Origin of the sequence: Diaphorobacter caeni (genome assembly GCF_015354245.1) — a bacterium.
In the GTDB taxonomy this organism is placed as follows: domain Bacteria; phylum Pseudomonadota; class Gammaproteobacteria; order Burkholderiales; family Burkholderiaceae_C; genus Diaphorobacter_A; species Diaphorobacter_A caeni.
Map to the genome: position 1 here is coordinate 204,624 of NZ_JADKYZ010000010.1, position 21,192 is coordinate 225,815.

The window sequence follows — 21,192 nt, forward strand, 5'->3', positions numbered from 1 at the left end:
ATCCCTACCATTTGCGGACTGAATCATCGGGCCGCGATCGAGCCCCCAAAGTGAGGAGACACCATGGCGATCAGTTCAAAAGACATCGAGGGAATGGTCGATGTCCAAACCGGGCGCATTCATCCCGCCATCTATGCCGACGCTGAGCTCTACGAGCTTGAGTTGGAGCGCATCTTCGGCCGCACGTGGCTGTTTCTGTGCCACGTCAGCCAGATACCCAAGGCGGGTGATTTCTTCAACACCTACATGGCGGAAGACCCCATCGTCGTCGTGCGACAAAAGGATGACTCAATCAAAGCCTTCCTGAACCAGTGCCGTCATCGGTCGATGCGAGTGTCCCATGCGGACAGCGGCAACGCCAAGGCATTCACTTGTCCCTACCATGGCTGGAGCTATGGCGTGGATGGCTCGCTGATCGATGTGCCACTTGAGCACAAGGCTTATCCGCAGGGGCTGTGCAAGGAGAAATGGGGGCTGCGCGAGGTCACCAGGGTGCGCGAATACAAGGGGTTGATTTTCGGCAACTGGGATCCGGAAGCTCCGGAGCTCGAAGACTACATGGGCGACATCGCCTGGTATCTGGACGGCGTGCTGGATCGCCGGGAAGGCGGTACCGAGATCATCGGCGGTGTGCAGAAATGGACCATCGACTGCAATTGGAAGCTGCCTGCAGAGCAGTTTGCATCGGATCAATATCACGCGCTGTTCTCTCATGTTTCGGCGGTGCAGGTGCTTGGCGCGAAGCCTGATGCGGATGAGCGGCATCTGGGCTCGGGCCAGACGGCCAGACCGGTCTGGGAGACAGCCAAGGACGCCGTTCAGTACGGCGAGCGCGGTCATGGCAGCGGTTTCTTCTTCACCGAACGGCCGGACGCGAACGTATGGGTCGATGGAGAGGTGTCACAGTATTTCCGCGAAACGTTTGATGAGGCGCGAGAGCGGCTGGGCGAGGTGCGGGCGCTGCGGCTGGCGGGTCACAACAATATGTTCCCCACGATGAGCTGGCTCAACGGCACGGCGACGCTGCGCGTGTGGCATCCGCGCGGACCGAATCGGGTGGAGGTCTGGAACTTCTGCATCGCCGACAAGGCGGCTCCGGAGCACGTCAAGGAAGCGTTCGAGCGCAGCGAAACTCGGGCTTTCGGGCCGGCGGGTTTTCTGGAGCAGGACGACTCAGAAAACTGGACGGAAATCCAGAAGGTGCTGCGCGGCAAGTTCGCGCGGTCGACCAGGCTGTGCCTCGAAATGGGCCTGGGCAACGAGCGCAAGCGCGACGACATGCCCGGCGTCACCAACTACATCTTCTCGGAGACCGCTGCGCGCGGTCTCTACAAGCATTGGGTCGATCTGCTGGTCTGTGACACCTGGGCCGAAGTGCATGAACGAAGCCGCAGCTACGAACTGGAGTTGGTCAAATGAATGCATCCGTCATCGACATCCCTGCCACTCCGTCGCCCGTGGTGGATGTGGCTCTTCATCATCAGATTGCGGACTTTCTTTTTCTGGAGGCCGAGCTTCTGGACGACTGGAATTTCCGCGGCTGGCTGGGCGTGATCGCCAGCGATGTGCGTTACTTCATGCGCAGCACGACGAATGCGCAGACCCGGGATAGGCGCAAGAGCATTCAGCCGCCGACCACATGGATCTTCAATGAGACATGGGGCCAACTGGAGCGCCGCATCGCCCGCCTCGAGACGGGAATGGCATGGGCCGAGGAGCCGCCTTCGCGCACGCGCCATCTGATCACCAACCTGCGTATCAGTGCGGCTGTCGATGGCGATGGCTACGAGGTTCGCTGCAACTATGTGCTGCACCGCTCGCAGAAGGAGCGCGATCTCAATACCTACATAGGCACGCGCGTGGACCGGATTCGCCGCGCCGCAGATACCGCAAACGGCTGGCGGATTTACTTTCGCGAAATCACGCTGGATCAGGTCGTGATCACTTCGCACAACCTGAGTGTGCTGTTCTGAAAGAAGAAAAATGAGGGGGAAGGTATGACGAGCCAGATTGTTGCGTGCGATGCAGGCGCCATCGACGAGGGCGGTGCGCTGAAGGTCGAAGTAAACGGCTTGGAGATTGCGCTGTTTCACATCGGCGGCGAGTACTTCGCGGTGGATGACCGATGCAGCCATGGAAACGCGTCGATGTCGGAGGGCTATGTCGAAGATGACGGTACCGTTGAATGCCCGCTGCACGCGGCCAGATTCTGTGTGCGCACCGGAGTGCCTCTGTGTCAGCCCGCCACGGACGCCATCAGAACCTATCCGGTGACGCTGGTGGACGGCAAGATCTGCCTCACTTTGGGGGCTGCAGCATGACCTGTGGCTGGCTGCAGGATCAGGTGGTGCTCATCACGGGCGGGGGCTCGGGTCTGGGCTTGGCCATCGTTGAGCGCTTCATGCAAGAAGGCGCGCGCCTCGCGGTACTGGAGCGCTCGTTCGAGAAGTGCGAGAGTCTGGTGCGCCGCTTCGGGGATGCGGTCGTCGCGGTGCAGGGGAATGTGATCCTTCCGGAAGACAACGCCAGAGCCGTGGATGCCACCATTGCGCGTTTTGGACGGCTCGACTGCTTCATTGGCAATGCGGCGATCTGGGACCATGGTGCCAGCTTGATGGACACGGATGCCGCGTCGCTTGCTGCGGGCTTTGATGAATTGTTCGCGGTGAACGTCAAGGGCTATCTGCTGGGCGCCAAGGCGGCTGCGACCGAGTTGGTCAAGAGCGAGGGCAGCATGATCTTCACGATGTCCAATTCGTCGTTCTATCCCGGAGGAGGTGGACCTCTTTACACGTCGAGCAAGCACGCGACAGCGGGCCTTGTGCGTCAGTTGGCTTACGAACTGGCCCCCAAAGTCCGAGTCAATGGCATCGGTCCGTGCGGCATGAACACCGATCTGCGCGGCCCGCAGGCGCTCGGGCAGGCGGGACGGCGCATCATGGATTCGCGCTCTCCCGAAGCGATCAAGACGATCTTGCCGTTGCAGTTCTTCCCATCCCCCGAAGATTTCGTGGGGCCGTTCGTGCTGCTGGCCTCGCGCCAGAACAACCGTGCGCTGAGCGGCGTGATGATTCAGGCCGATGCGGGGCTGGGCATTCGCGGAATCCGCCATGTGGCCGGTGGTTTGTCGCTGTAGCGCTACATAAAAATGGGAGACGCATCATGAAGGACCCATTCAATGCGCCCGTGGTGATTCTGGGCGCGGGGCAGGCAGGAGCTGCGGCCGCCATGGAGTTGCGCAAGCTCGGCCATGTCGGCGCGATCACGTTGGTCGGCGAGGAGCGCCAGCTGCCCTACGAGCGACCACCTTTGTCCAAAGAGGCATTGTTGCGCCCGGACGAAACGCGGGTGCTGATTCGAGAGGCCCGGCATTACTCCGATATCCGGGTCGATCTCCGGCTTGGCGTGCGCGCAGTGGAAATCGCTGCGGTGTCTCGCAGAGTGTGGCTGAGTGATGACACCTGGCTTGAGTACGACTTCCTGATTCTGGCAACGGGAGCGCGGGCGCGGCGACTGCCGATGCTCGATGCGCTGGGGGATCGGGTGCATAGGCTGCGTACCATGGAAGACGCGACGCGTCTTCGATCGCAGTTGGAAAGAGGTGCGCGAGCCGTCGTGGTCGGTGCGGGCGTCATCGGGCTGGAGTTGGCGTCGAGTCTGGTCGAGTTGGGTTTGACCGTGGAGGTGGTGGATCCCGCTTCGCGGGTCATGTCGCGCAATGCACCGGAGGTCGTCAGCCGCCTGCTTCATGATGCGCATGTGCGGCGGGGTGTCCGTTTTCATCTGGGGACTTCAGTGGAGTCGGCATGCCGCCTCGCGTCCGGCATCCGTCTGGTGATGTCGGATGGCGTGGCCTTGGAAGGTGACCTTGTCATTTACGGCGTTGGTGCCGTTGTGGATGATGGCCTGCTGCGAACTGCCGGTGTAGACCTTCTGAACGGCGCATTGATGGTGGACGAGCACTGCCAGACCTCCGTGCCTGGAATTCTGGCGGCTGGGGATGTCACGGTATGCGTCGATGGTCGCGGCGTTCCACGCCGAATGGAAACCTGGGAGAACGCCAACACGCAAGCGATCATCGCGGCACGCACGCTGCTGGGACTTGACTCCGACCCTCCTCAACCGCCGTGGTTCTGGACGGATCAATGTGGCATGAACATCCAGTTTGCGGGCGATATGGCGGCGTCCGACTGGATTCGACGCGGTGATCCGCTCGCCAGCAACTTCATGTTTTGGGGGCTGAGGGAGGGTCTCGTCACGGCCGCCGTCACCGTCAATTGGGGGCGCGAGATGCGTTCCGCGAAATTGTTGATCGCCAAAGGCATTTCTGTACCCTCGCATGTGCTGGCCGATCCGTTATTGAATCTTCGCCAGCTCGCGAAGTCGGGTGCATTCGACGCACGAGCGGATGTGCAGCCAGTGCCCTCTGCGCCGATCTGATCGACGCATGCTTGTGCGGAGTCGGGCAGTCTGCGGCGTTGAAAATTCTCGCGATGACTACGGCTACCGCTGCGCAATTCGCCTTGTATGTCATTCTGATTTGCACAAGCCGTTTAACGGCGGATTCGCGCCGAGGTTTCTAAGCGAGCTGGATCCCGGGGCGCCTGTCTTCCACCACAAACTTCGCCAACTCAAGCACGCCGCTGTCGGCGTTCAGCGGGTTGGCCACCGCATTCAGCGTGGTGGTCCACCGGTCAGGGGTGATGTCGCATAGGCCGTAGCCGCGTTCCTCGCTGCGGGCGAAGAGCACGTGCGGGTTGTGCTGACGGATGGCGTCGACCTTGTCTTGCGTGGTGCCGGAGCGCGAGGTGATGGACGTGCCGCAGAACTCGCTGGCGATGACACGCGGCTTTTTGCCGTTTCCCTCGCGGGCGTTGAGGGCTTCCACGTTGCAGACGTAGTTCTGGTGGATGTCGCCGCCGAGAAATACCGTGTTGCGTGGCGGGTTTGCGTCGATGGCGCGGATCAGGCGGTCGCGGGCGGGTGGGTAGCCGTCCCAGCTGTCGGTCGATTGCGTGCCTGACGGATAGGTGCGCGGTGAGAAAAGGGTCTGCTGGGCGATGACGCTCCAGTGTGGCTTGCTGCCATGCGCGTCGGCGAGCAAGCCTTGTTCCAGCCAGCGCTCCTGATCGAGGCCGAGAAAGCTGCGCGCGGGGTCGGCGAGTTCGGCGCATTGGTCGGGATGCTGCGCCTTGGCGGCTCCGTCCATCTTTCGGCACGCCTGCCGGTCACGGTATTGTCGGGCGTCGAGCAGGTGGATGTTGGCAAGGCGGCCCCACTGAAACCGACGGTGGAGCTGCAGGCTGTGAAAGCCGTCGTTGGCCGCCAGCGTCGAGGCGCGCAGCGGCATGTGTTCGTAGAACGCCTGCCATGCGGCGGTTCGCATGAGCAGAAAGTCGGGCGTCATGCCGGCCTTGCCTTGGCTGGCGGTGTAGTCGTTCTGCACCTCGTGGTCGTCCCAGGTGACGATCCAGGGCGCGACGGTGTGGGCGAGCTGCAGGTCGGGATCACTCTTGTGCAGCGCGTAGCGGTCGCGGAAATCGGCGAGCGTGCGCGGCAGATGCAGGTGGTGCACCCGCGCCATGCCCTCGGGACGGGCGGGGGAGGCGTATTCATACATGTAGTCGCCGAGAAACAGCACGAGGTCGGGCGACTGCGCGGCCGCATGCCGCCACGCGGAATAGAAACCATGCTCCCAGCGTTGGCACGAGGCGTAGATCACGCGCAGGCGTTCGGGCAGCTCGTGCGCGGCGGGAGCTGTGCGTGTGCGGCCGGTGGCACTGACCGCATCGCCATGCATGAAGCGGTAGAAGTACCAGCGGCCGGGCGACAGGCCGCGCACCTCGACGTGCACGCTGTGGGCGAAGAGCGGGTCGGCCTCGGCCACGCCGCGCGCGACGATCTGCCGGAAGCGCTCGTCATTCGCCACTTCCCAGCGCAGAGTCTGGGTGCCGAGGGTGCTCAGCACCTGCGGCGGCAGGGCCGTGCCTGCGGGCGGTGCGGCGTCTGGCATCAGCCGGGTCCAAAGCACGAAGCCGTCGGGTGAAGGGTCGCCGCTCGCGATGCCGAGGCTGAAAGGGGCGTGCTGGAGTTTCGCGTTCTGCGACCATGCCCCGCGCTGCAGCGTGGACATGGCGGAGAGTTGCGCGGCGCGGATCAGCCACTGGCGGCGGGTGGTGAGGATCGACATTTCAGGGGCAATGGCTGGCTCGTGGGACACTCACGATACCGCGAACAGGGTTCGGCGCGTCCTCGCAAGAAGGGCAAACGTCCAGAGTCCTTTCATTTGCAGGCATCACAATGGCGGGGGTACGTTCCGCCCCATCTACAATCCGGTATTCAGCATTTGAGACCATGAAGATTCTCATTTCCAACGACGACGGCTATCAGGCGCCGGGCATTGTGGCCCTGCATGACGCCCTCAAGACCATTGCCGATGTGGAGGTTGTCGCGCCCGAGCACAACAACAGCGCCAAGTCGAACGCGCTGACCCTGCATTCGCCGCTCTATGTGCACAGCGCCGCCAAAGGCTTTCGCTATGTGAACGGCACGCCTGCGGACTGCGTGCACATCGCGCTCACCGGGTTGCTGGGCTACAAGCCCGACCTGGTCGTCGCGGGCATCAACAACGGCGCCAACATGGGCGACGACACGATTTACTCGGGCACCGTCGGCGCCGCCATGGAAGGCTATCTGTTCGGCATTCCGGCGATTGCCTTCTCGCAAGTCGACAAGGGCTGGGGCGAGCTGGATGCCGCCGCCGCCAAGGCGCGCGAGTTCGTTCAGCAGCTCGAGGCGGGCAAGCACCTGGGCGGCGTGCCGTGGCTGCTCAATGTGAACATTCCGAACATGCCTTTCGAGGCGCTCAAGCCGTTGCGCGTGTGCCGACTGGGCCGTCGCCACGCGGCGGAGCGCGTGATTGAACAGCAGAGCCCGCGCGGCGAAACCATGTACTGGATCGGCAGTGCGGGCGCGGCCTTCGATGAGGCCGAGGGCACGGATTTTCACGCCACGGCGCATGGCCATGTGTCGATGACGCCCCTCAAGGTCGACCTGACGGATCACGAGCGCGTGGGCTATTGGGGGCAATCCCTGCAGCATCCCGGCAAGGAGAGCGCATGAACCAGCCGCGCCGACCGGGTTTCCCGGCCCGCCTGCCGAGCGCCAGCCCGGGTTCGGGAACGTCGTTCGGCACTGCCAAGCCGGTGACGGGCAATCCCGCGCGCGTGCTGCCGCGCGTGGCGCCTGCTCCGGCAGGCGTGGGACTGGATTCTTCCGCTGTGCGTGAGCGCATGGTGCGCCGCCTTGCTGACTCGGGCATCGGATCGGCAAAGGTGCTCGCGGCGATGGGTGCGATCGAGCGGCATAGATTTGTTGACAGTGCCTTGGTCAATCAGGCCTATGAAGATACAAGTTTGCCGATTGGGCTGGGACAGACGATCTCAAAACCGAGTATCGTCGCGCGCATGGCGGAATTGCTTCTGGGCGCGCCGGTGGCGCAGGCCGAGGGGCTCGGGCGGGTGCTGGAAATCGGCACAGGCTGTGGCTATCAGGCCGCAGTTCTGGGGCGAATTGCCAAAGAGGTGTATACCATTGAGCGGCTTCGCGCGTTGCACGAAAAGGCTCGTGACAACCTGCGCCCGCTCAGACTCACCAATGTGCATCTGATTCTGGGTGACGGCATGCTGGGCTACCCCAAGGGGGCGCCCTACGCGGCCATCATCTCGGCGGCCGGTGGTGAAAAACTGCCTGAACAATGGTGTGATCAACTTGCCGTGGGTGGCCGCCTCGTCGCCCCCATGGCTGGCCCGGATGGTAGGCAGATACTTCTCGTGGTGGACAAGACCGCCGCGGGTCTCAAGCAAACCGTCTTGGAGGCCGTGAATTTCGTCCCCCTAAAATCGGGGGTCGCCTGAAGGAATGAAGTTATGAATTTATCGCGTAGTCTTGTAGCTTGGGCTTGCGCCGCATCGGCCACGATGCTGATGGTCGGCTGCACCAGCACCTCGGTGAACAGGGCTCCCGTCGAAGACCGTGGCACCTCGGTTGGCACCGGCTCGTCGTCCAGCAACCCATCGGGCACGCCCGCCGTTGATCCGCGCACGCTGCCGGGCTACGAGAACATGGGCAAGCCTGGCTACTACACCGTCAAGCCCGGTGACACGCTGATCCGCGTCGGTCTGGAATACGGCCAGAGCTGGAAGGACATCGCCCGCTGGAGCAATCTCGAGAACGCCAATGTGATCGAGGTCGGCCAGGTGCTGCGCGTGGTCCCGCCGGGACAAAGCCCGTCCACCACCACGGCCGCGACCGAGACCCGTCCCGTGGGTGCGGCGCCCGCTGCGCCCAAGACCGCTGCACCTGCCACTCCGCCCGCATCTGCGGCAACGACCGCATCCAGCGCGACGGCGGCTCCGGCACCCGCGCCCGCACCGGCTCCCACGCCAGCACCGTCCGCAGGTGGTGATGACCTCAACTTCATGTGGCCAGCCAGCGGCAGCCTGATCGCGGGCTTCGACGAGGCGCGCAACAAGGGCTACGACATCAGCGGCAAGGCCGGTGATCCGGTCATGGCCGCAGCCGATGGCCGTGTGGTCTATGCGGGCGCTGGTCTGCGTGGCTACGGCAACCTGATCATCCTGAAGCACAACAACACCTTCCTCACGGCCTATGCGCACAACCAGACGCTGCTGGTCAAGGAAGACCAGAATGTACGCAAGGGCCAGAAGATCGCCGAGATGGGCTCCACCGACACCGATCGCGTGAAGCTGCACTTCGAGATCCGCCGTCAGGGCAAGCCGGTCGATCCTTCGCGCTATCTGCCTTCGCGCTGATCCGCACGATCTGACGACCATCTTGGCAAGCAAGAAGAAGCCCGCAGCTGCCGCAACACAGGTTGCGCAGCCGGGCGATGACACTGAAAACGCAATCAACGGGCTGGGTGCAGACGCCAGCCCGATTGTTTTGCAGGAATCCGATGACGACAACGAGCCGGACGGCACGGCGGGCGAGCCCGTCGAGGTCCGCGAGTTTGTCGTGTCCAGCGAGCAGCACCAGATCCGCCTGGACAAGGTGCTGACCGACTGCGTACCCGAATTCTCGCGCAGCTATCTGCAGCAGTTGCAGGCGGCGGGGGCGGTCGAGCTCAACGGCAAGCAGGCGATCAAACCGGCGGCCAAGGTCGCGGCGGGCGACCGGCTGCGCGTCGAGATGCGGCCCACGCAGCAGAGCCAGGCGTTCAAGGCCGAGAATCTGCCCATTGACGTGGTCTACGAGGACGAACACCTGCTGGTGGTCAACAAGCCAGCGGGGCTGGTCGTGCATCCGGCGGCAGGCAACTGGAGCGGCACGCTGCTCAATGCGCTGCTGGGCCGCGACGAGCAGGCCCGCACGCTGCCGCGCGCCGGCATCGTTCACCGGCTCGACAAGGACACCAGCGGGTTGATGGTGGTGGCGCGCACGCGCCTGACCATGGACGCGCTGGTGCGCATGATCGCCGCGCGCGAGGTCAGTCGCCAGTACCTGGCGATCGCTCACCGGCCATGGGTGGGGATGCGCGAGCGCCATGTGAACGCGCCCATCGGGCGTGATCCACGCAACCGGCTGCGCATGGCGGTGGTCGAGCTGGATCGCCATCCGGGCAAGACCGCGCAGACCGACATCTCCGTGCTCGACAGCGTGGAAGATGGCTGCTTCGTGCGCTGTACGCTGCACACCGGGCGCACCCATCAGATCCGGGTGCACATGGCATCGGTCCATCATCCCTTGTTGGCGGACACGATGTATGGCGGCCGGGTCGTTGACGCGCTGCAGCGCCAGGCGCTGCATGCGTTCAGGCTGTCGTTCGCGCATCCGGTGAGCGGCGAGCAGTTGGTTTTTCACGCCGAGTTGCCCGAAGACATGCGTGGCGCGCTTGATTTCTGGGGGCTGCGTTACAATGCGGAGATGCTGTCGACACCCGGTTGATGGATGTGCGTCCGGGATTCCAGCGAAGTCTCTCTATCGCGGCAGATAGCGCCGCATGCGTTCTCTCTTGTCGAGCCGCGGCCTGATTCTTTGGCGCTGCTCCTTTCCCGGAACTGCGGAACCATGAATACGCTGGATGCCAAACGGGTCCTTGAAACCGCGTTGATCTGCGCGCAACAGCCCGTGACCGTGCGCGAGTTGCGCGTATTGTTCGATGATGAACTGGGTGCCGACACCATCAAGAGCCTGCTCACCGACCTCCAGCTCGACTGGGCGCAGCGAGGAGTGGAGCTGGTGCCGGTGGCCACGGGATGGCGCTTTCAGAGCCGCCCCGAGATGCGCGAGTATCTCGACCGGCTGCACCCCGAGAAGCCGCCGCGCTACACGCGGGCGACGCTGGAGACGCTGGCGATCATCGCCTACCGTCAGCCGGTCACCCGTGGCGACATCGAAGACATTCGCGGGGTGACGGTGAACAGCCTGATCATCAAGCAACTGGAGGATCGGGGCTGGGTGGAGGTGATCGGTCACCGCGAAACAGTGGGTCGTCCCTCGCTGTTCGCCACGACGAGGCAGTTTCTCGATGACCTCGGGCTGCAGTCGCTTGACCAGTTGCCGGTGCTCGAAGACTCCGCGACCCAGACCGCCATGCTGGATGCGCTCGGCGCGCAGGCGCAGGAAGATGCGTTGCAGGGCAATCTGCTGGAGACGGGCGGGCAGGGCACCGAAGACGGTGCCGAAGCCGCTGAGACGTCCGCAGCGGAAATGGCGGAAGGCGAATCGGCCCGGATGACCCCGGACGGCGAATTGCCGCTGGAATTTGCCGATTCGGCGATGGATGAAGCAGTCTCCAGCTTGCAGGACTTGCAGGACTTGCAGGAAGCACCTGAGTCGCCCGAGCCGCATGAAGCGCCCGAGACGCAGGTCGCGGAACCGGATGTGCCCGAGTCCGCCGATCAGGAGATCGCAGAACCGGCTGCGGAGCCGCAGGATCACAGCGAAGCACAGGATGCACAGGCCGAGGCGGAGACAGAAACCGCAGCGGTGGTTGCCGACGAAGACAACACAGACAAGACGACGGATACGCAAGTACCCCCAACACCAGCGCCTTCGGGCGAAAGCGTTGAGCAGGAGTCAGCCGGACGGGAGCAGCAAGAGCCTCCTCTTTCCGGTGAAGATGACGACGACGCGGAAAAGAAGATATGAACGATTCAACAGAACAACAATCTGCCGACGAGCAGAACCCCGCGCAGACCGCCGCCGCTTCGGAAGAAAAGAAGCCGCGCCGTCGTCGCACGACCAAGGTGCAGGCCGAAGAAGCCGCCTCTGCCGACACTGCCGCCTCCGCTCCAGCTGAGGCCGTTGCGCCATCCGTCGACGGCGAGGAAAAGCCCAAGCGCAAGCGTGCTCCCCGCAAGCCCAAGGCTGCCGAGGTTGCCGAAGCCGATGTGCCGGTGGCGGCCGAGCCGGTCGCAGTCGAGGTTGCTGTCGCAGTTGCAGTTGAGCCTGTCGAAGCGCAGCCGCAGGCCGTGGAGGCTGTGCCCGCTGAACCGGTTGCCGATGCGCCTTCGGCCGAGGCCGACGATTCCGGTGAGCAGCAGGCCCAGCCGCGCGATGGCGAGCGTCGTGAGCGCAACCAGCGCGGCGGCAATGACCGTGGCCGTCAGCGCAATGACAACCGCGGCGAGCGCAGCAGCAATGACCGTGGCGGCGAGCGTCGCGATGGTCGTCGTCCCCAGCAGGCCGCTGGCGGTGCCGAGGATGGCTACCAGTTTGCCGACGTGGTGTCGGGCCAGATGGACCGCGACGAGGAGGATGAGACCATCGCTCCGACCAAGCGCGTGCTGCCGCCGCAGGCCGAAACGCCCAAGCTGCACAAGGTGCTTGCGCAGGTGGGGCTGGGCTCGCGCCTCGAGATGGAGCAGCTGATTCTCGAAGGCCGCATCTCGGTGAACAACGAGCCGGCCCACGTGGGTCAGCGCGTGCAGTTCGGCGACCAGATCAAGATCAACGGCAAGCCGATCCGCTATCGCATCGCGCCGCCTCCGGTGCGCGTGCTGGCGTATCACAAGCCCGTGGGCGAAGTGGTCACGCATGACGACCCGCAGAACCGCCCCACGGTGTTCCGCAAACTGCCGCGCCTCGTGCAGGGCAAGTGGCAGTCGGTCGGCCGTCTGGACCTGAATACCGAAGGCCTGCTGCTGTTCACCAGCTCCGGCGAGCTGGCCAACAAGCTGATGCACCCCCGTTTTGGTCTGGAGCGTGAGTACGCCGTGCGCGTGCTCGGCGCCCTGAGCAATGAGGAAAAGGATGCCCTGCGCGATGGCGTGCAGCTCGAGGACGGCGTGGCTTCGTTCGGCTCCATCGAGGATGGCGGCGGCGAAGGCGCGAACCAGTGGTATCGCGTCACCATCTCGGAAGGCCGCAATCGCGAAGTCCGTCGCATGATGGAAGCCGTGGGTCATGCGGTGAGCCGCCTGATCCGCATCCGCTACGGCGCCATGATGCTGCCGCGCGGCCTCAAGCGCGGCGCCTGGATGGAGCTCGACGAGCGCGACATCCGTGCGCTGGTCGCGGCGGCCGGCGCCGGCGAGGTGATGGACAAGCGCGGAGGCGGCAGTGCCGATACGCGTGGCGGCGCACAGGGCGCAGGACAAGGGCAGGGCCGCGGTGGCAACAACCGCCGCACTGGCGGCTTGCGCAGCCCGCTCGGCAATGGTGGCCGCGGTGGCAATCGCCAGAACCAAGGCGGCGGTCAGGGCGGCGAGCGTGATTCGGGTGGCTATTTCGGCCAGGAACGCGCCGCCTCCGGTGGCCGCAGCCAGAACAATCGCGGCCGAGGCGGCAAGTCCGGCGGCGGTTCCTCGCAGCCCGATCCGATGAAAACATCGGTCGGCTACATCGGCGGCGACAGTTTCTCGCGCCAGCGCCAGCAGCAGCGCAACAACGGCCCGCGTCGCCGCGACCGTTGAACGGCGCTCAGTTTTCATGACGGTGAAATGAAGGGGCACGAAGATTTCGCGTCCTTTTCGGCCTCTTTGAGGACGTTGCATTTCACCCATTGCGAAAAGGCCTTCGCCAAGGTTTTGGCGAAAAGCTAAAATACCCGGTTTTGCTCTTCGGGCAAAAAAAGTCCATACATCAACAGGAAACCATTAAATGGCTATCGAACGTACCCTCTCCATCATCAAGCCCGACGCAGTTGCGAAGAACGTGATCGGTCAAATCTACGCACGCTTCGAAGCTGCCGGCCTGAAGGTCGTGGCCGCTCGCATGGCTCACCTGTCGCGTCTGGAAGCCGAGCAGTTCTACGGCGTGCACAAGGAGCGTCCTTTCTTCAAGGATCTGGTGGACTTCATGATCTCCGGTCCCGTGATGATCCAGGCTCTGGAAGGCGAAAACGCCATCCTGAAGAACCGCGAATTGATGGGCGCGACCGACCCCAAGAAGGCAGCACCCGGCACGATCCGCGCCGACTTCGCCGACAGCATCGACGCCAACGCAGTGCACGGCTCCGACGCCGCTGAAACCGCAGCCGTCGAAGTGGCTTTCTTCTTCCCCGGCATGAACATCTACGCTCGTTGATTCGGGAACTGCACGGGATTGGGGTAGTCTCACCCCCGTGCAAGCTGGATTTTTGAAACTCTTCTCTCCCGCGTGGACATGGACTGGTTTGCGTTATGACCACGAATCTTCTTGACTTTGACTTGAACGGCCTCACCGCTTTTTGCGAAGGCCTGGGGGAGAAGCGTTTCCGCGCCACGCAGCTGTTTCGCTGGATTCACCAGCGTGGCGCGAGCGATTTCGACCAGATGAGCGATCTGGCCAAGTCGCTGCGTGAAAAACTGCGCGGAGTCGCGCATGTCACGGCCTTGCCCGTGGTGACCGAACACATTTCCTCCGACGGCACGATCAAGTGGCTGTTCGACGTGGGTGATGGCAATGCGGTCGAAACCGTTTTCATTCCCGAGGATGACCGTGGCACGCTGTGTGTCTCCTCGCAGGCCGGTTGCGCGGTCGGTTGCCGCTTTTGCTCGACGGGGCATCAGGGCTTCAGCCGCAATCTGACGACCGGCGAAATCATGGCCCAGCTCTGGTACGCCGAGCATTTCCTGCGCAAGCGCTTCAACACCGATGAACGCGTCATCTCCAACGTGGTGATGATGGGCATGGGCGAGCCGCTGCAGAACTATTCGGCGCTGGTGCCCGCGCTGCGCACCATGCTCGACGATCACGGCTACGGCCTGTCGCGCCGTCGGGTGACGGTGTCCACGTCGGGCGTCGTGCCGTTCATGGACAAGCTCGCGCTCGACTGCCCGGTGGCGCTCGCCGTCTCGCTGCATGCGCCCAATGACGAGCTGCGCGACAACCTCGTGCCGCTGAACCGCAAATACCCGCTCAAGGAACTGTTGCAGACTTGCAACCGTTATCTCGAGCACGCTCCTCGCGACTTCATCACCTTCGAGTACTGCATGCTCGACGGGGTGAATGACCAGGCCGAACATGCGAACCAGCTGATAGAACTGGTGCGCGGGCAGGGGGCAGACAATGTGTCCTGCAAGTTCAACCTGATACCCTTCAATCCATTTCCCGCTTCGGGGCTCAAGCGCTCGAGCGCCGCTCAGGTGACGATGTTTGCAAAAATGCTGTCCGATGCGGGTATCGTTACGACGGTGCGCAAGACCCGGGGCGACGACATCGATGCCGCCTGCGGTCAGCTGGCGGGCGACGTGCGGGACCGCACGAAGGTGGAGCAGCGCATGGCGAAGCTCCGGACCATCGAACTCAAGCCGATCTCCTGAGATCCGGCCTGGGGCATGAACAATTCAAGGGGATCGGTATGAACGGATGGGGCTTGGAATGGCGGCGTGCGGGGCTGATGGCGTCTACTGCAGCTACGGTGATCGTCGCCTCCATGAGCCTCGGCGGCTGCGTCAGCACGACCTCCACGAGCGAGGTCGACAGCAGCCAGATGTCCAGCTCCGTCGATACCGATGTGCGCCGCCGCGCCCGCATCCGTCTTGAGCTTGCTGCCAACTACCTGCAGGGCGGGCAGCCGGCGGTGGCGCTCGACGAGGTTCGCCAGGCGATCAGCCTCGATTCCTCGTTCGTCGATGCCTACCATCTGCGCGGTCTGATCTACATGCAGATGAACGACCTGAATCAGGCCGAGGACAGCCTCAATCGCGCGCAGAGCATGCGCCCGAACGATCCGGACATCATGCACAACCTCGGGTGGCTGCTGTGCGAGAAGCAGCAGTTCGCCAAGGCCGAGGCCCTGTTCGATCAGGCGCTTGCCGTGCCCACATATCAGGGCGGCAACAAGACGCAGATGTCCAAGGGCATCTGCCTGGTCCGCGCGGGCAAGCCCGATCAGGCGGAGCCGATCCTGATGCGGGCCTACGAACTCGACGCGGGCAACCCGATCATCGGTTACGAAGTGGCCAAGCTCAAGTTCGACAAGGGTGATCTCAAGCGTGCGCAGTTCTATGTGCGCCGCGTGAACAACGGGAATTACGCCACCGCTGAATCGCTGTGGCTGGGCATCAAGATCGAGCGTGGCCTTGGTGACCCGGTGGCCGCGCGACAGCTGGCGGACCAGTTGCGCAAGCGTTTCCCCGATTCCAAACAAATGCTGGCCTACGAGAGAGGTGCTTTCAATGAGTGAGCAGCAGGGCATGGGTGCAGCAGTGCCTGAAGACGACATCAACCAGGCCCAGTACGCGGGCGTCTCGGCAGGTGACATCCTGCGTGACGCGCGCGAAGCGGCGGGCGTGCATATCGCTGCGCTGGCCGTCGCGCTGAAGGTGCCGGTCAGCAAGATCGATGCGCTGGAAACCGGCCGCTATGACGAGTTTCCCGACAACGTGTTCATGCGCGCGCTGGCCGCCAGCGTGTGTCGCACGCTGAAGATCGAGTCCGCGCCGGTGCTGGCGCTGCTGCCCTCGGGCGCACCCCAGGCGCTCAATGTGACGCGCGGCCTCAACGCATCGTTCAAGGACCCGACCGGTCGCTTCAAGGTGGAAAGCTCGCTTGAGCGCCCCAACAAGTCGCGCTGGGTGGGGGCTGCCGTGGTCGTGCTGCTCGTGGGCGCGCTGGCCGTGGCATTCTTCCCGCACAAGGATTCGTCCTCGGGCGCGGAGGGCCGGAGTGCTCAGGAATCGTCAGGTGGCACCGTGAGCGAACCGCGCGAGGCGGTCGCCGTGACGGAGCCCACCGCGAGTGAACCCGTGACCGCTGCGGCAACCACGGGAACATCCACCGGTGCGACAACGACGCTGACGGCCGCTCCTGCTCCTGCAGCGATGGCGGCGGCCAGCGCTCCGGTTGCTTCTGCCAGTGCGGCGGTGGCGGCTGCAGCACCCGCCTCGACAGCGGTGGCGGGCGATCCGTCGAATGTGCTGGAGATCAAGGCGCGTGAGGCATCGTGGGTCAAGGTGGTGAGCGCCGTGAATGGCGTGGTGCTGCAGCGCGAGCTGTCGGCCGGCGAAACCATCGTGCCGACCGGTGCGCCTCCGTTCAACGTGACCGTGGGTCGCCCGGATGCCACGGAAGTCATCGTGCGTGGCCAGCCCATGGCCATGAGCAATTACCCGCGCGGCTCGGTCGCGCGTTTTGAGGTGAAGTGAACATGTCCTTTTCGGATCAGCCTGTGGCGATGTCGGCCCCCGCGGCGCGTCGGTCGCGGCAGGCCAGGGTGGTGTGGGGTGACCGTGTGGTCACCGTGGGTGGCGATGCGCCGGTGCGCGTGCAGTCCATGACCAACACCGATACCGTGGATGCGGTGGGTACCGCGATTCAGGTCAAGGAGCTCGCGCGTGCGGGCTCGGAGATGGTGCGCATCACCGTCAACACGCCCGAAGCGGCGGCTGCCGTGCCCTATATCCGCGAGCAGCTTGACCGCATGGGCGAGAACGTGCCGCTGGTGGGCGACTTCCATTACAACGGCCACCGCCTGCTCACCGAATTTCCGGACTGCGCCAAGGCGCTCTCCAAGTACCGCATCAACCCTGGCAACGTGGGCAAGGGCGACAAGCGCGACAGGCAGTTCGGTCAGATGATCGAAGCCGCCATCCAGTACGACAAGGCTGTGCGCATCGGCGTGAACTGGGGCAGTCTCGACCAGGAACTGCTGGCCACCTTGATGGACGAGAACAGCCGTCGCGCCCAGCCCTGGGACATCAAGCAGGTGATGTACGAGGCGCTGATCACGTCCGCCGTCGACTCCGCCAAGCGCGCGGAGGAGATGGGTCTGAATGGCGACCAGATCATTCTGTCGTGCAAGGTCAGCGGCGTGCAGGACCTGATCGCGGTCTATCGTGCGCTTTCGAAGCGCTGCGACTACGCGCTGCATCTGGGCTTGACCGAAGCCGGCATGGGCACCAAGGGCATCGTCGGATCGACCGCCGCGCTGTCGGTGCTGCTGCAGGAGGGCATCGGCGACACCATCCGCGTGTCGCTCACGCCCCAGCCGGGCGAGGCACGCACGCAGGAAGTGGTGGTGGCCTCCGAGATTCTGCAGTCGCTGGGCTTGCGCATGTTCGTGCCGAGCGTCACGGCCTGTCCGGGCTGCGGTCGCACGACCAGCACGACGTTCCAGGAACTGGCCAAGCAGATCGATGATTTTCTGCGTCTGCAGATGCCGGTCTGGCGCGGTCGCTATCCCGGCGTGGAAAAGATGAAGGTGGCCGTGATGGGCTGCATCGTCAACGGTCCCGGCGAAAGCAAGCATGCCGACATCGGCATCAGCCTGCCCGGCACGGGCGAGGCGCCTGCCGCGCCGGTGTTCATCGACGGTGAAAAGGCGATGACGCTGCGCGGAGAGGGCATCGCGCAGGAATTCCAGCAGGTGGTGGAAGGCTATATCGCCAAACGCTTCGGCGGTGGCGCTCAGGCGGCCTGAGGCCGAGGGATCGAGGAAACTCGCATCGGATTGACGCGATCGGGCACTGCTTTCGGGGTGCCCTTTCGCATTCAGGCGAGAATCTCCGTTTCGACAGAATGAACAAGACGCGGCAACCGGGTTGCACGCGTTCAAGACAACAAAAGGTATTTCAGTTGAGCAAGACTCAGAAATTGGTGGCCGTCAAGGGAATGAACGACATTCTCCCTCCCGAATCTGCGAAGTGGGAGTGGCTGGAAGACAAGGTCCGCAACCTGATGGCGCGCTTTGCGTACCGCAACATGCGCACGCCCATCGTCGAGCCCACGGCGCTGTTCGTGCGTGGCCTCGGCGAGGTGACCGACATCGTCGAGAAGGAGATGTACTCGTTCGAGGACAAGCTCAACGGCGAGCAGCTCACGCTGCGCCCCGAGGCGACCGCCGGCGTGGTGCGCGCGGTGGTCGAGCACACCATGCTGTACGACGGCGGCAAGCGCCTGTACTACATGGGCCAGATGTTTCGTCACGAGCGTCCGCAGCGTGGCCGCTATCGCCAGTTCCACCAGATCGGCGCGGAGGCGCTCGGATTTCCCGGCGCGGAAGTGGATGCCGAGCTGATCCTGCTCGCCCACAGCCTGTGGCAGGAGATCGGCCTGCAGAACGTGGAGCTGCAGCTCAACAGCCTCGGCCAGCCTGACGAGCGCAAGGCGCATCGTTCGGCGCTGATCGAGTATCTCGAGAAGAACGTCGACCAGCTCGATGAAGACGCGCGCCGTCGCCTCTACAGCAATCCGCTGCGCATTCTGGACACCAAGAATCCGGCGATGCAGGACTTGGTCAACGCTGCGCCGCGCCTGTTCGACTTCCTTGGCGAGGCATCGCTCAAGCATTTCGACACGGTCAAATCGATTCTGGACGCCAACGGCGTGAAGTGGACCCTGAACACGCGTCTGGTGCGCGGCATGGACTACTACAACCTCACGGTGTTCGAGTTCATCACGACGCAGCTCGGCTCGCAGGGCACGATCTGCGGCGGTGGTCGCTACGACTACCTGATCGAGCAGATCGGCGGCAAGCCCGCTCCGGCCGTGGGCTGGGCGCTGGGCGTGGAGCGGGTGCTGGAGCTGCTCAAGGAGCAGGAACAGTCCGCCCCCGAACTCACCCCCGATGCCTATGCGATCGTTCCCGACGCGGGCAGCCTGCCGGCGGTCATGGCTGCGCTGCAGACGCTGCGCGTGGCGGGCGTGAGCGTGCAGATGCACACGCCGACCACGGCGGGTGAGGGCATGGGCAGCATGAAGTCCCAGTTCAAGAAGGCGGACGCCAGCGGCGCGCGCTTCGCGCTGATCTTCGGCGCGGACGAAATGGCGCGCGGCGCGGTCACGGTCAAGTCGCTGCGCGATGGCGGCGGACAGCAGACCGAGCAGCCGCTCGCCACGGCAGCGCAGTGGGCGGCGACTCTCCAGATCACCGGTTAACCAGTATTTCAAGCACAAGCAGCGGAACACATCATCATGGCCAATCATTTTGACCTCGAAGAACAGGAACAGATAGACCAGCTCAAGCACTACTGGAAACAGTGGGGCACGCTGATCACTGCCGTGGTGGTGGTGGTCTGTGGAGGCTTTGCGTCATGGAACGGCTATCAGTACTGGCAGAACCGCCAAGGCATGCAGGCCGCCGTCATGTTCGACGAAGTGGACTCCGCAGCCGAGGCCAACGACGCGCAGCGCGTGCAGCGCGCTTTTGACGACATGAAGTCGCGCTATCCCAGCACGGCGCAGGCCGCGCAGGCCGGTCTGACCGCCGCCAAGGTGATGGTCGAGGCCAAGAACATCGACGGCGCCAAGGCCGCGCTCGAGTGGGTCGCCAAGGACGCCAAGTTCGAGGGCCAGAAGTCGCTGGCCCGTCTGCGTCTGGCATCCCTGTTGATCGATCAGAAGGCATACCCCGACGCGCTCAAGCAGCTCGAAGGCAATGTGCCGCCCGAATTCGCGGCCTCCTTCGCAGATCGCCGGGGCGATGCGCTGGCGCTCAGCGGCGATGCCAAGTCGGCCGTTGCGGCATATCAAGAGGCGCATGCCAAGCTCGATTCACGCTCCAGCTATCGCCGCGTGATCGAAGCCAAGCTCAATTCGCTGGGCGCGAAGGTGCAGGTCGCCGCGGCTCAGACAACCGGGAGCAGCCAGTGAAAATGAGTTCCTCTAGCAAGTCGCGCGGCGTTTTCGCTGCAGGTATGGTGCTCAGCGCGCTGGCGTTGAGCGGCTGCTCGATGTTCAGCAAGTCGGCTCCCAAGCCTGCTGATCTGGGTCCCAACGTGCCGGTGATCGCCGTCTCGCAGGCCTGGAAGAGCAGCATGGGCAAGGTCGAGGGCATCGTTCTCGAGCCTCGCGTCATCGGTGATGCGGTCACCGTGGCCTCGGATGCGGGCGAGGTGCTCTCGCTCAATGCCCGCACGGGTGCGGTCGCATGGCGCGTGAGCCTCGGCACGCCGCTGTCGGCAGGCGTGGGCAGCGATGGCCGCTGGAGCGCCGTCGTCAGCAAGAGCAACGAACTGATCGCCGTCGAAGGCGGTCGCGAAGTGTGGCGCAAACAACTGCCGATCCAGGTGTTCACGGCTCCGTTGGTGGCGGGCAATCGCGTTTTCGTGCTGGCGGCGGACCGTTCGGTCTACGCCTTTGACGCGGCCTCCGGTCAGCGTCTGTGGGTGCAGCAGCGTCCGGGCGAGGCGCTGGTGCTGCGCCAGCAGGGCGTGCTGATGCCGGTGGGCAACACGCTGGTGACCGGCCTGGCCGGACGTCTCGTGGGCTTCAACCCCGACAACGGTTCGATCCGCTGGGAAGCGCCGCTGGCCAGCCCGCGGGGCACCAACGATGTGGAGCGGCTGGTGGAAATCGCCGGTCGCGTGAGCCGCGTGGGCGAAAGCATCTGCGCGCGGGCCTTCCAGACGACGGTTGGCTGCATCGACGTGGAACGCGGTACCGTGGCCTGGACGCAGCCCGCTGCCGGCAGCGATGGCATTGACGGCGACGAAAAAGCCGTCTACGGTGTCGAAAGCAACGGCACGGTCATCGCCTGGAAGCGTGCCGACGGCGCCAAGGTCTGGAGCAGCAATCGCCTGCGCTACCGTCAGCTGACGGCACCGCTGGTGCTGGGCCGCTCCGTGGTGATCGGTGATTCGACGGGCGAGGTGCACATGCTCTCGCGCGAAGACTCCGCGCCACTCAACCGTCTTTCGACGGACAAGTCTGGTGTCGCCGCAGCCCCCGTGGCGGCGGCTGGCACGCTCGTCGTGGTCACCCACGACGGTGGAATCTACGGCTTCAGGCCTGAATAAACAACAA

At 64.1% G+C, this 21,192-nt stretch carries 20 protein-coding genes; 19 read left to right on the plus strand and 1 reads right to left on the minus strand.

From position 1 onward, the window contains the following. Positions 1-63: 63 nt before the first annotated feature. Genes hcaE through hcaD form a run of 5 tightly spaced genes read left to right on the plus strand, consistent with a single transcriptional unit; the run spans position 64 to position 4,440 of the window. Positions 64-1,419, plus strand: a complete 1,356-nt coding sequence (hcaE, locus tag ISG32_RS23215) for a 3-phenylpropionate/cinnamic acid dioxygenase subunit alpha (protein WP_194773403.1) — start codon at positions 64-66, stop codon at positions 1,417-1,419. Next, positions 1,416-1,973, plus strand: coding sequence for a 3-phenylpropionate/cinnamic acid dioxygenase subunit beta (hcaF, locus tag ISG32_RS23220; protein ID WP_194773404.1), 558 nt, complete (start codon positions 1,416-1,418; stop codon positions 1,971-1,973). The genes hcaE and hcaF overlap by 4 nt, the downstream gene beginning before the upstream one ends. A 24-nt stretch (positions 1,974-1,997) precedes the next feature. Continuing rightward, positions 1,998-2,321 (plus strand): 3-phenylpropionate/cinnamic acid dioxygenase ferredoxin subunit, encoded by a 324-nt coding sequence (gene hcaC / locus ISG32_RS23225; RefSeq protein ID WP_194773405.1) that lies wholly within the window; start codon positions 1,998-2,000, stop codon positions 2,319-2,321. After that, on the plus strand, positions 2,318-3,136 hold the full coding sequence (gene hcaB, locus ISG32_RS23230; RefSeq protein WP_194773406.1) for a 3-phenylpropionate-dihydrodiol/cinnamic acid-dihydrodiol dehydrogenase: 819 nt from the start codon (positions 2,318-2,320) through the stop codon (positions 3,134-3,136). Before hcaC ends, hcaB begins: the two co-directional genes overlap by 4 nt. A 26-nt stretch (positions 3,137-3,162) precedes the next feature. Then, positions 3,163-4,440: a 3-phenylpropionate/cinnamic acid dioxygenase ferredoxin--NAD(+) reductase subunit gene (hcaD, locus tag ISG32_RS23235; RefSeq protein WP_194773407.1), complete on the plus strand. Its 1,278-nt coding sequence runs from the start codon at positions 3,163-3,165 to the stop codon at positions 4,438-4,440. Positions 4,441-4,579: 139 nt separating this feature from the next. Here the strand turns inward: hcaD and ISG32_RS23240 are convergent, their stop codons facing one another. Beyond that, a complete protein-coding gene (locus ISG32_RS23240) occupies positions 4,580-6,190 on the minus strand; it encodes an alkaline phosphatase D family protein (protein WP_194773439.1) in 1,611 nt (536 codons plus the stop codon). A gap of 164 nt (positions 6,191-6,354) precedes the next feature. Between ISG32_RS23240 and surE the strand changes: the two genes are divergently transcribed. From surE to bamB, 14 genes are all read left to right on the plus strand, one after another. After that, a complete protein-coding gene (gene surE, locus ISG32_RS23245) occupies positions 6,355-7,122 on the plus strand; it encodes a 5'/3'-nucleotidase SurE (RefSeq protein ID WP_194773408.1) in 768 nt (255 codons plus the stop codon). Beyond that, on the plus strand, positions 7,119-7,916 hold the full coding sequence (locus tag ISG32_RS23250) for a protein-L-isoaspartate(D-aspartate) O-methyltransferase (protein WP_194773409.1): 798 nt from the start codon (positions 7,119-7,121) through the stop codon (positions 7,914-7,916). Before surE ends, ISG32_RS23250 begins: the two co-directional genes overlap by 4 nt. 12 nt (positions 7,917-7,928) lie before the next feature. After that, positions 7,929-8,834: a peptidoglycan DD-metalloendopeptidase family protein gene (locus tag ISG32_RS23255; RefSeq protein WP_194773410.1), complete on the plus strand. Its 906-nt coding sequence runs from the start codon at positions 7,929-7,931 to the stop codon at positions 8,832-8,834. 22 nt (positions 8,835-8,856) lie between these two features. Beyond that, positions 8,857-9,966 (plus strand): RluA family pseudouridine synthase, encoded by a 1,110-nt coding sequence (locus ISG32_RS23260; RefSeq protein ID WP_407645089.1) that lies wholly within the window; start codon positions 8,857-8,859, stop codon positions 9,964-9,966. Between the two features lie 123 nt (positions 9,967-10,089). Beyond that, the gene (gene scpB, locus ISG32_RS27660; RefSeq protein WP_228530038.1) at positions 10,090-11,172 is read left to right on the plus strand and encodes an SMC-Scp complex subunit ScpB; all 1,083 of its coding nucleotides are present in this window, start codon (positions 10,090-10,092) and stop codon (positions 11,170-11,172) included. Further along, entirely contained in the window at positions 11,169-12,938 is a 1,770-nt protein-coding gene (locus tag ISG32_RS23270; protein ID WP_194773411.1) for a pseudouridine synthase, read from the plus strand. The genes scpB and ISG32_RS23270 overlap by 4 nt, the downstream gene beginning before the upstream one ends. Before the next feature lie 187 nt (positions 12,939-13,125). Further along, complete coding sequence (gene ndk, locus ISG32_RS23275; RefSeq protein ID WP_166067001.1) at positions 13,126-13,551, plus strand: nucleoside-diphosphate kinase; 426 nt, start codon at positions 13,126-13,128, stop codon at positions 13,549-13,551. Between the two features lie 95 nt (positions 13,552-13,646). Then, positions 13,647-14,768, plus strand: coding sequence for a 23S rRNA (adenine(2503)-C(2))-methyltransferase RlmN (gene rlmN / locus ISG32_RS23280; RefSeq protein ID WP_194773412.1), 1,122 nt, complete (start codon positions 13,647-13,649; stop codon positions 14,766-14,768). A gap of 77 nt (positions 14,769-14,845) precedes the next feature. After that, positions 14,846-15,634 carry a type IV pilus biogenesis/stability protein PilW gene (pilW, locus tag ISG32_RS23285; RefSeq protein WP_228530039.1) on the plus strand — a complete coding sequence of 263 codons (789 nt, stop codon included), beginning with the start codon at positions 14,846-14,848 and terminating at the stop codon, positions 15,632-15,634. Continuing rightward, a complete protein-coding gene (locus ISG32_RS23290; protein WP_228530040.1) occupies positions 15,627-16,595 on the plus strand; it encodes a helix-turn-helix domain-containing protein in 969 nt (322 codons plus the stop codon). The genes pilW and ISG32_RS23290 overlap by 8 nt, the downstream gene beginning before the upstream one ends. A gap of 2 nt (positions 16,596-16,597) precedes the next feature. Beyond that, positions 16,598-17,869: a flavodoxin-dependent (E)-4-hydroxy-3-methylbut-2-enyl-diphosphate synthase gene (ispG, locus tag ISG32_RS23295; RefSeq protein WP_194773414.1), complete on the plus strand. Its 1,272-nt coding sequence runs from the start codon at positions 16,598-16,600 to the stop codon at positions 17,867-17,869. 191 nt (positions 17,870-18,060) lie between these two features. Further along, positions 18,061-19,326 (plus strand): histidine--tRNA ligase, encoded by a 1,266-nt coding sequence (gene hisS, locus ISG32_RS23300; RefSeq protein ID WP_228530041.1) that lies wholly within the window; start codon positions 18,061-18,063, stop codon positions 19,324-19,326. 36 nt (positions 19,327-19,362) lie between these two features. Then, entirely contained in the window at positions 19,363-20,040 is a 678-nt protein-coding gene (locus ISG32_RS23305) for a YfgM family protein (protein ID WP_194773416.1), read from the plus strand. A gap of 2 nt (positions 20,041-20,042) precedes the next feature. Then, positions 20,043-21,185: an outer membrane protein assembly factor BamB gene (bamB, locus tag ISG32_RS23310; RefSeq protein WP_194773417.1), complete on the plus strand. Its 1,143-nt coding sequence runs from the start codon at positions 20,043-20,045 to the stop codon at positions 21,183-21,185. Positions 21,186-21,192: the final 7 nt, after the last annotated feature.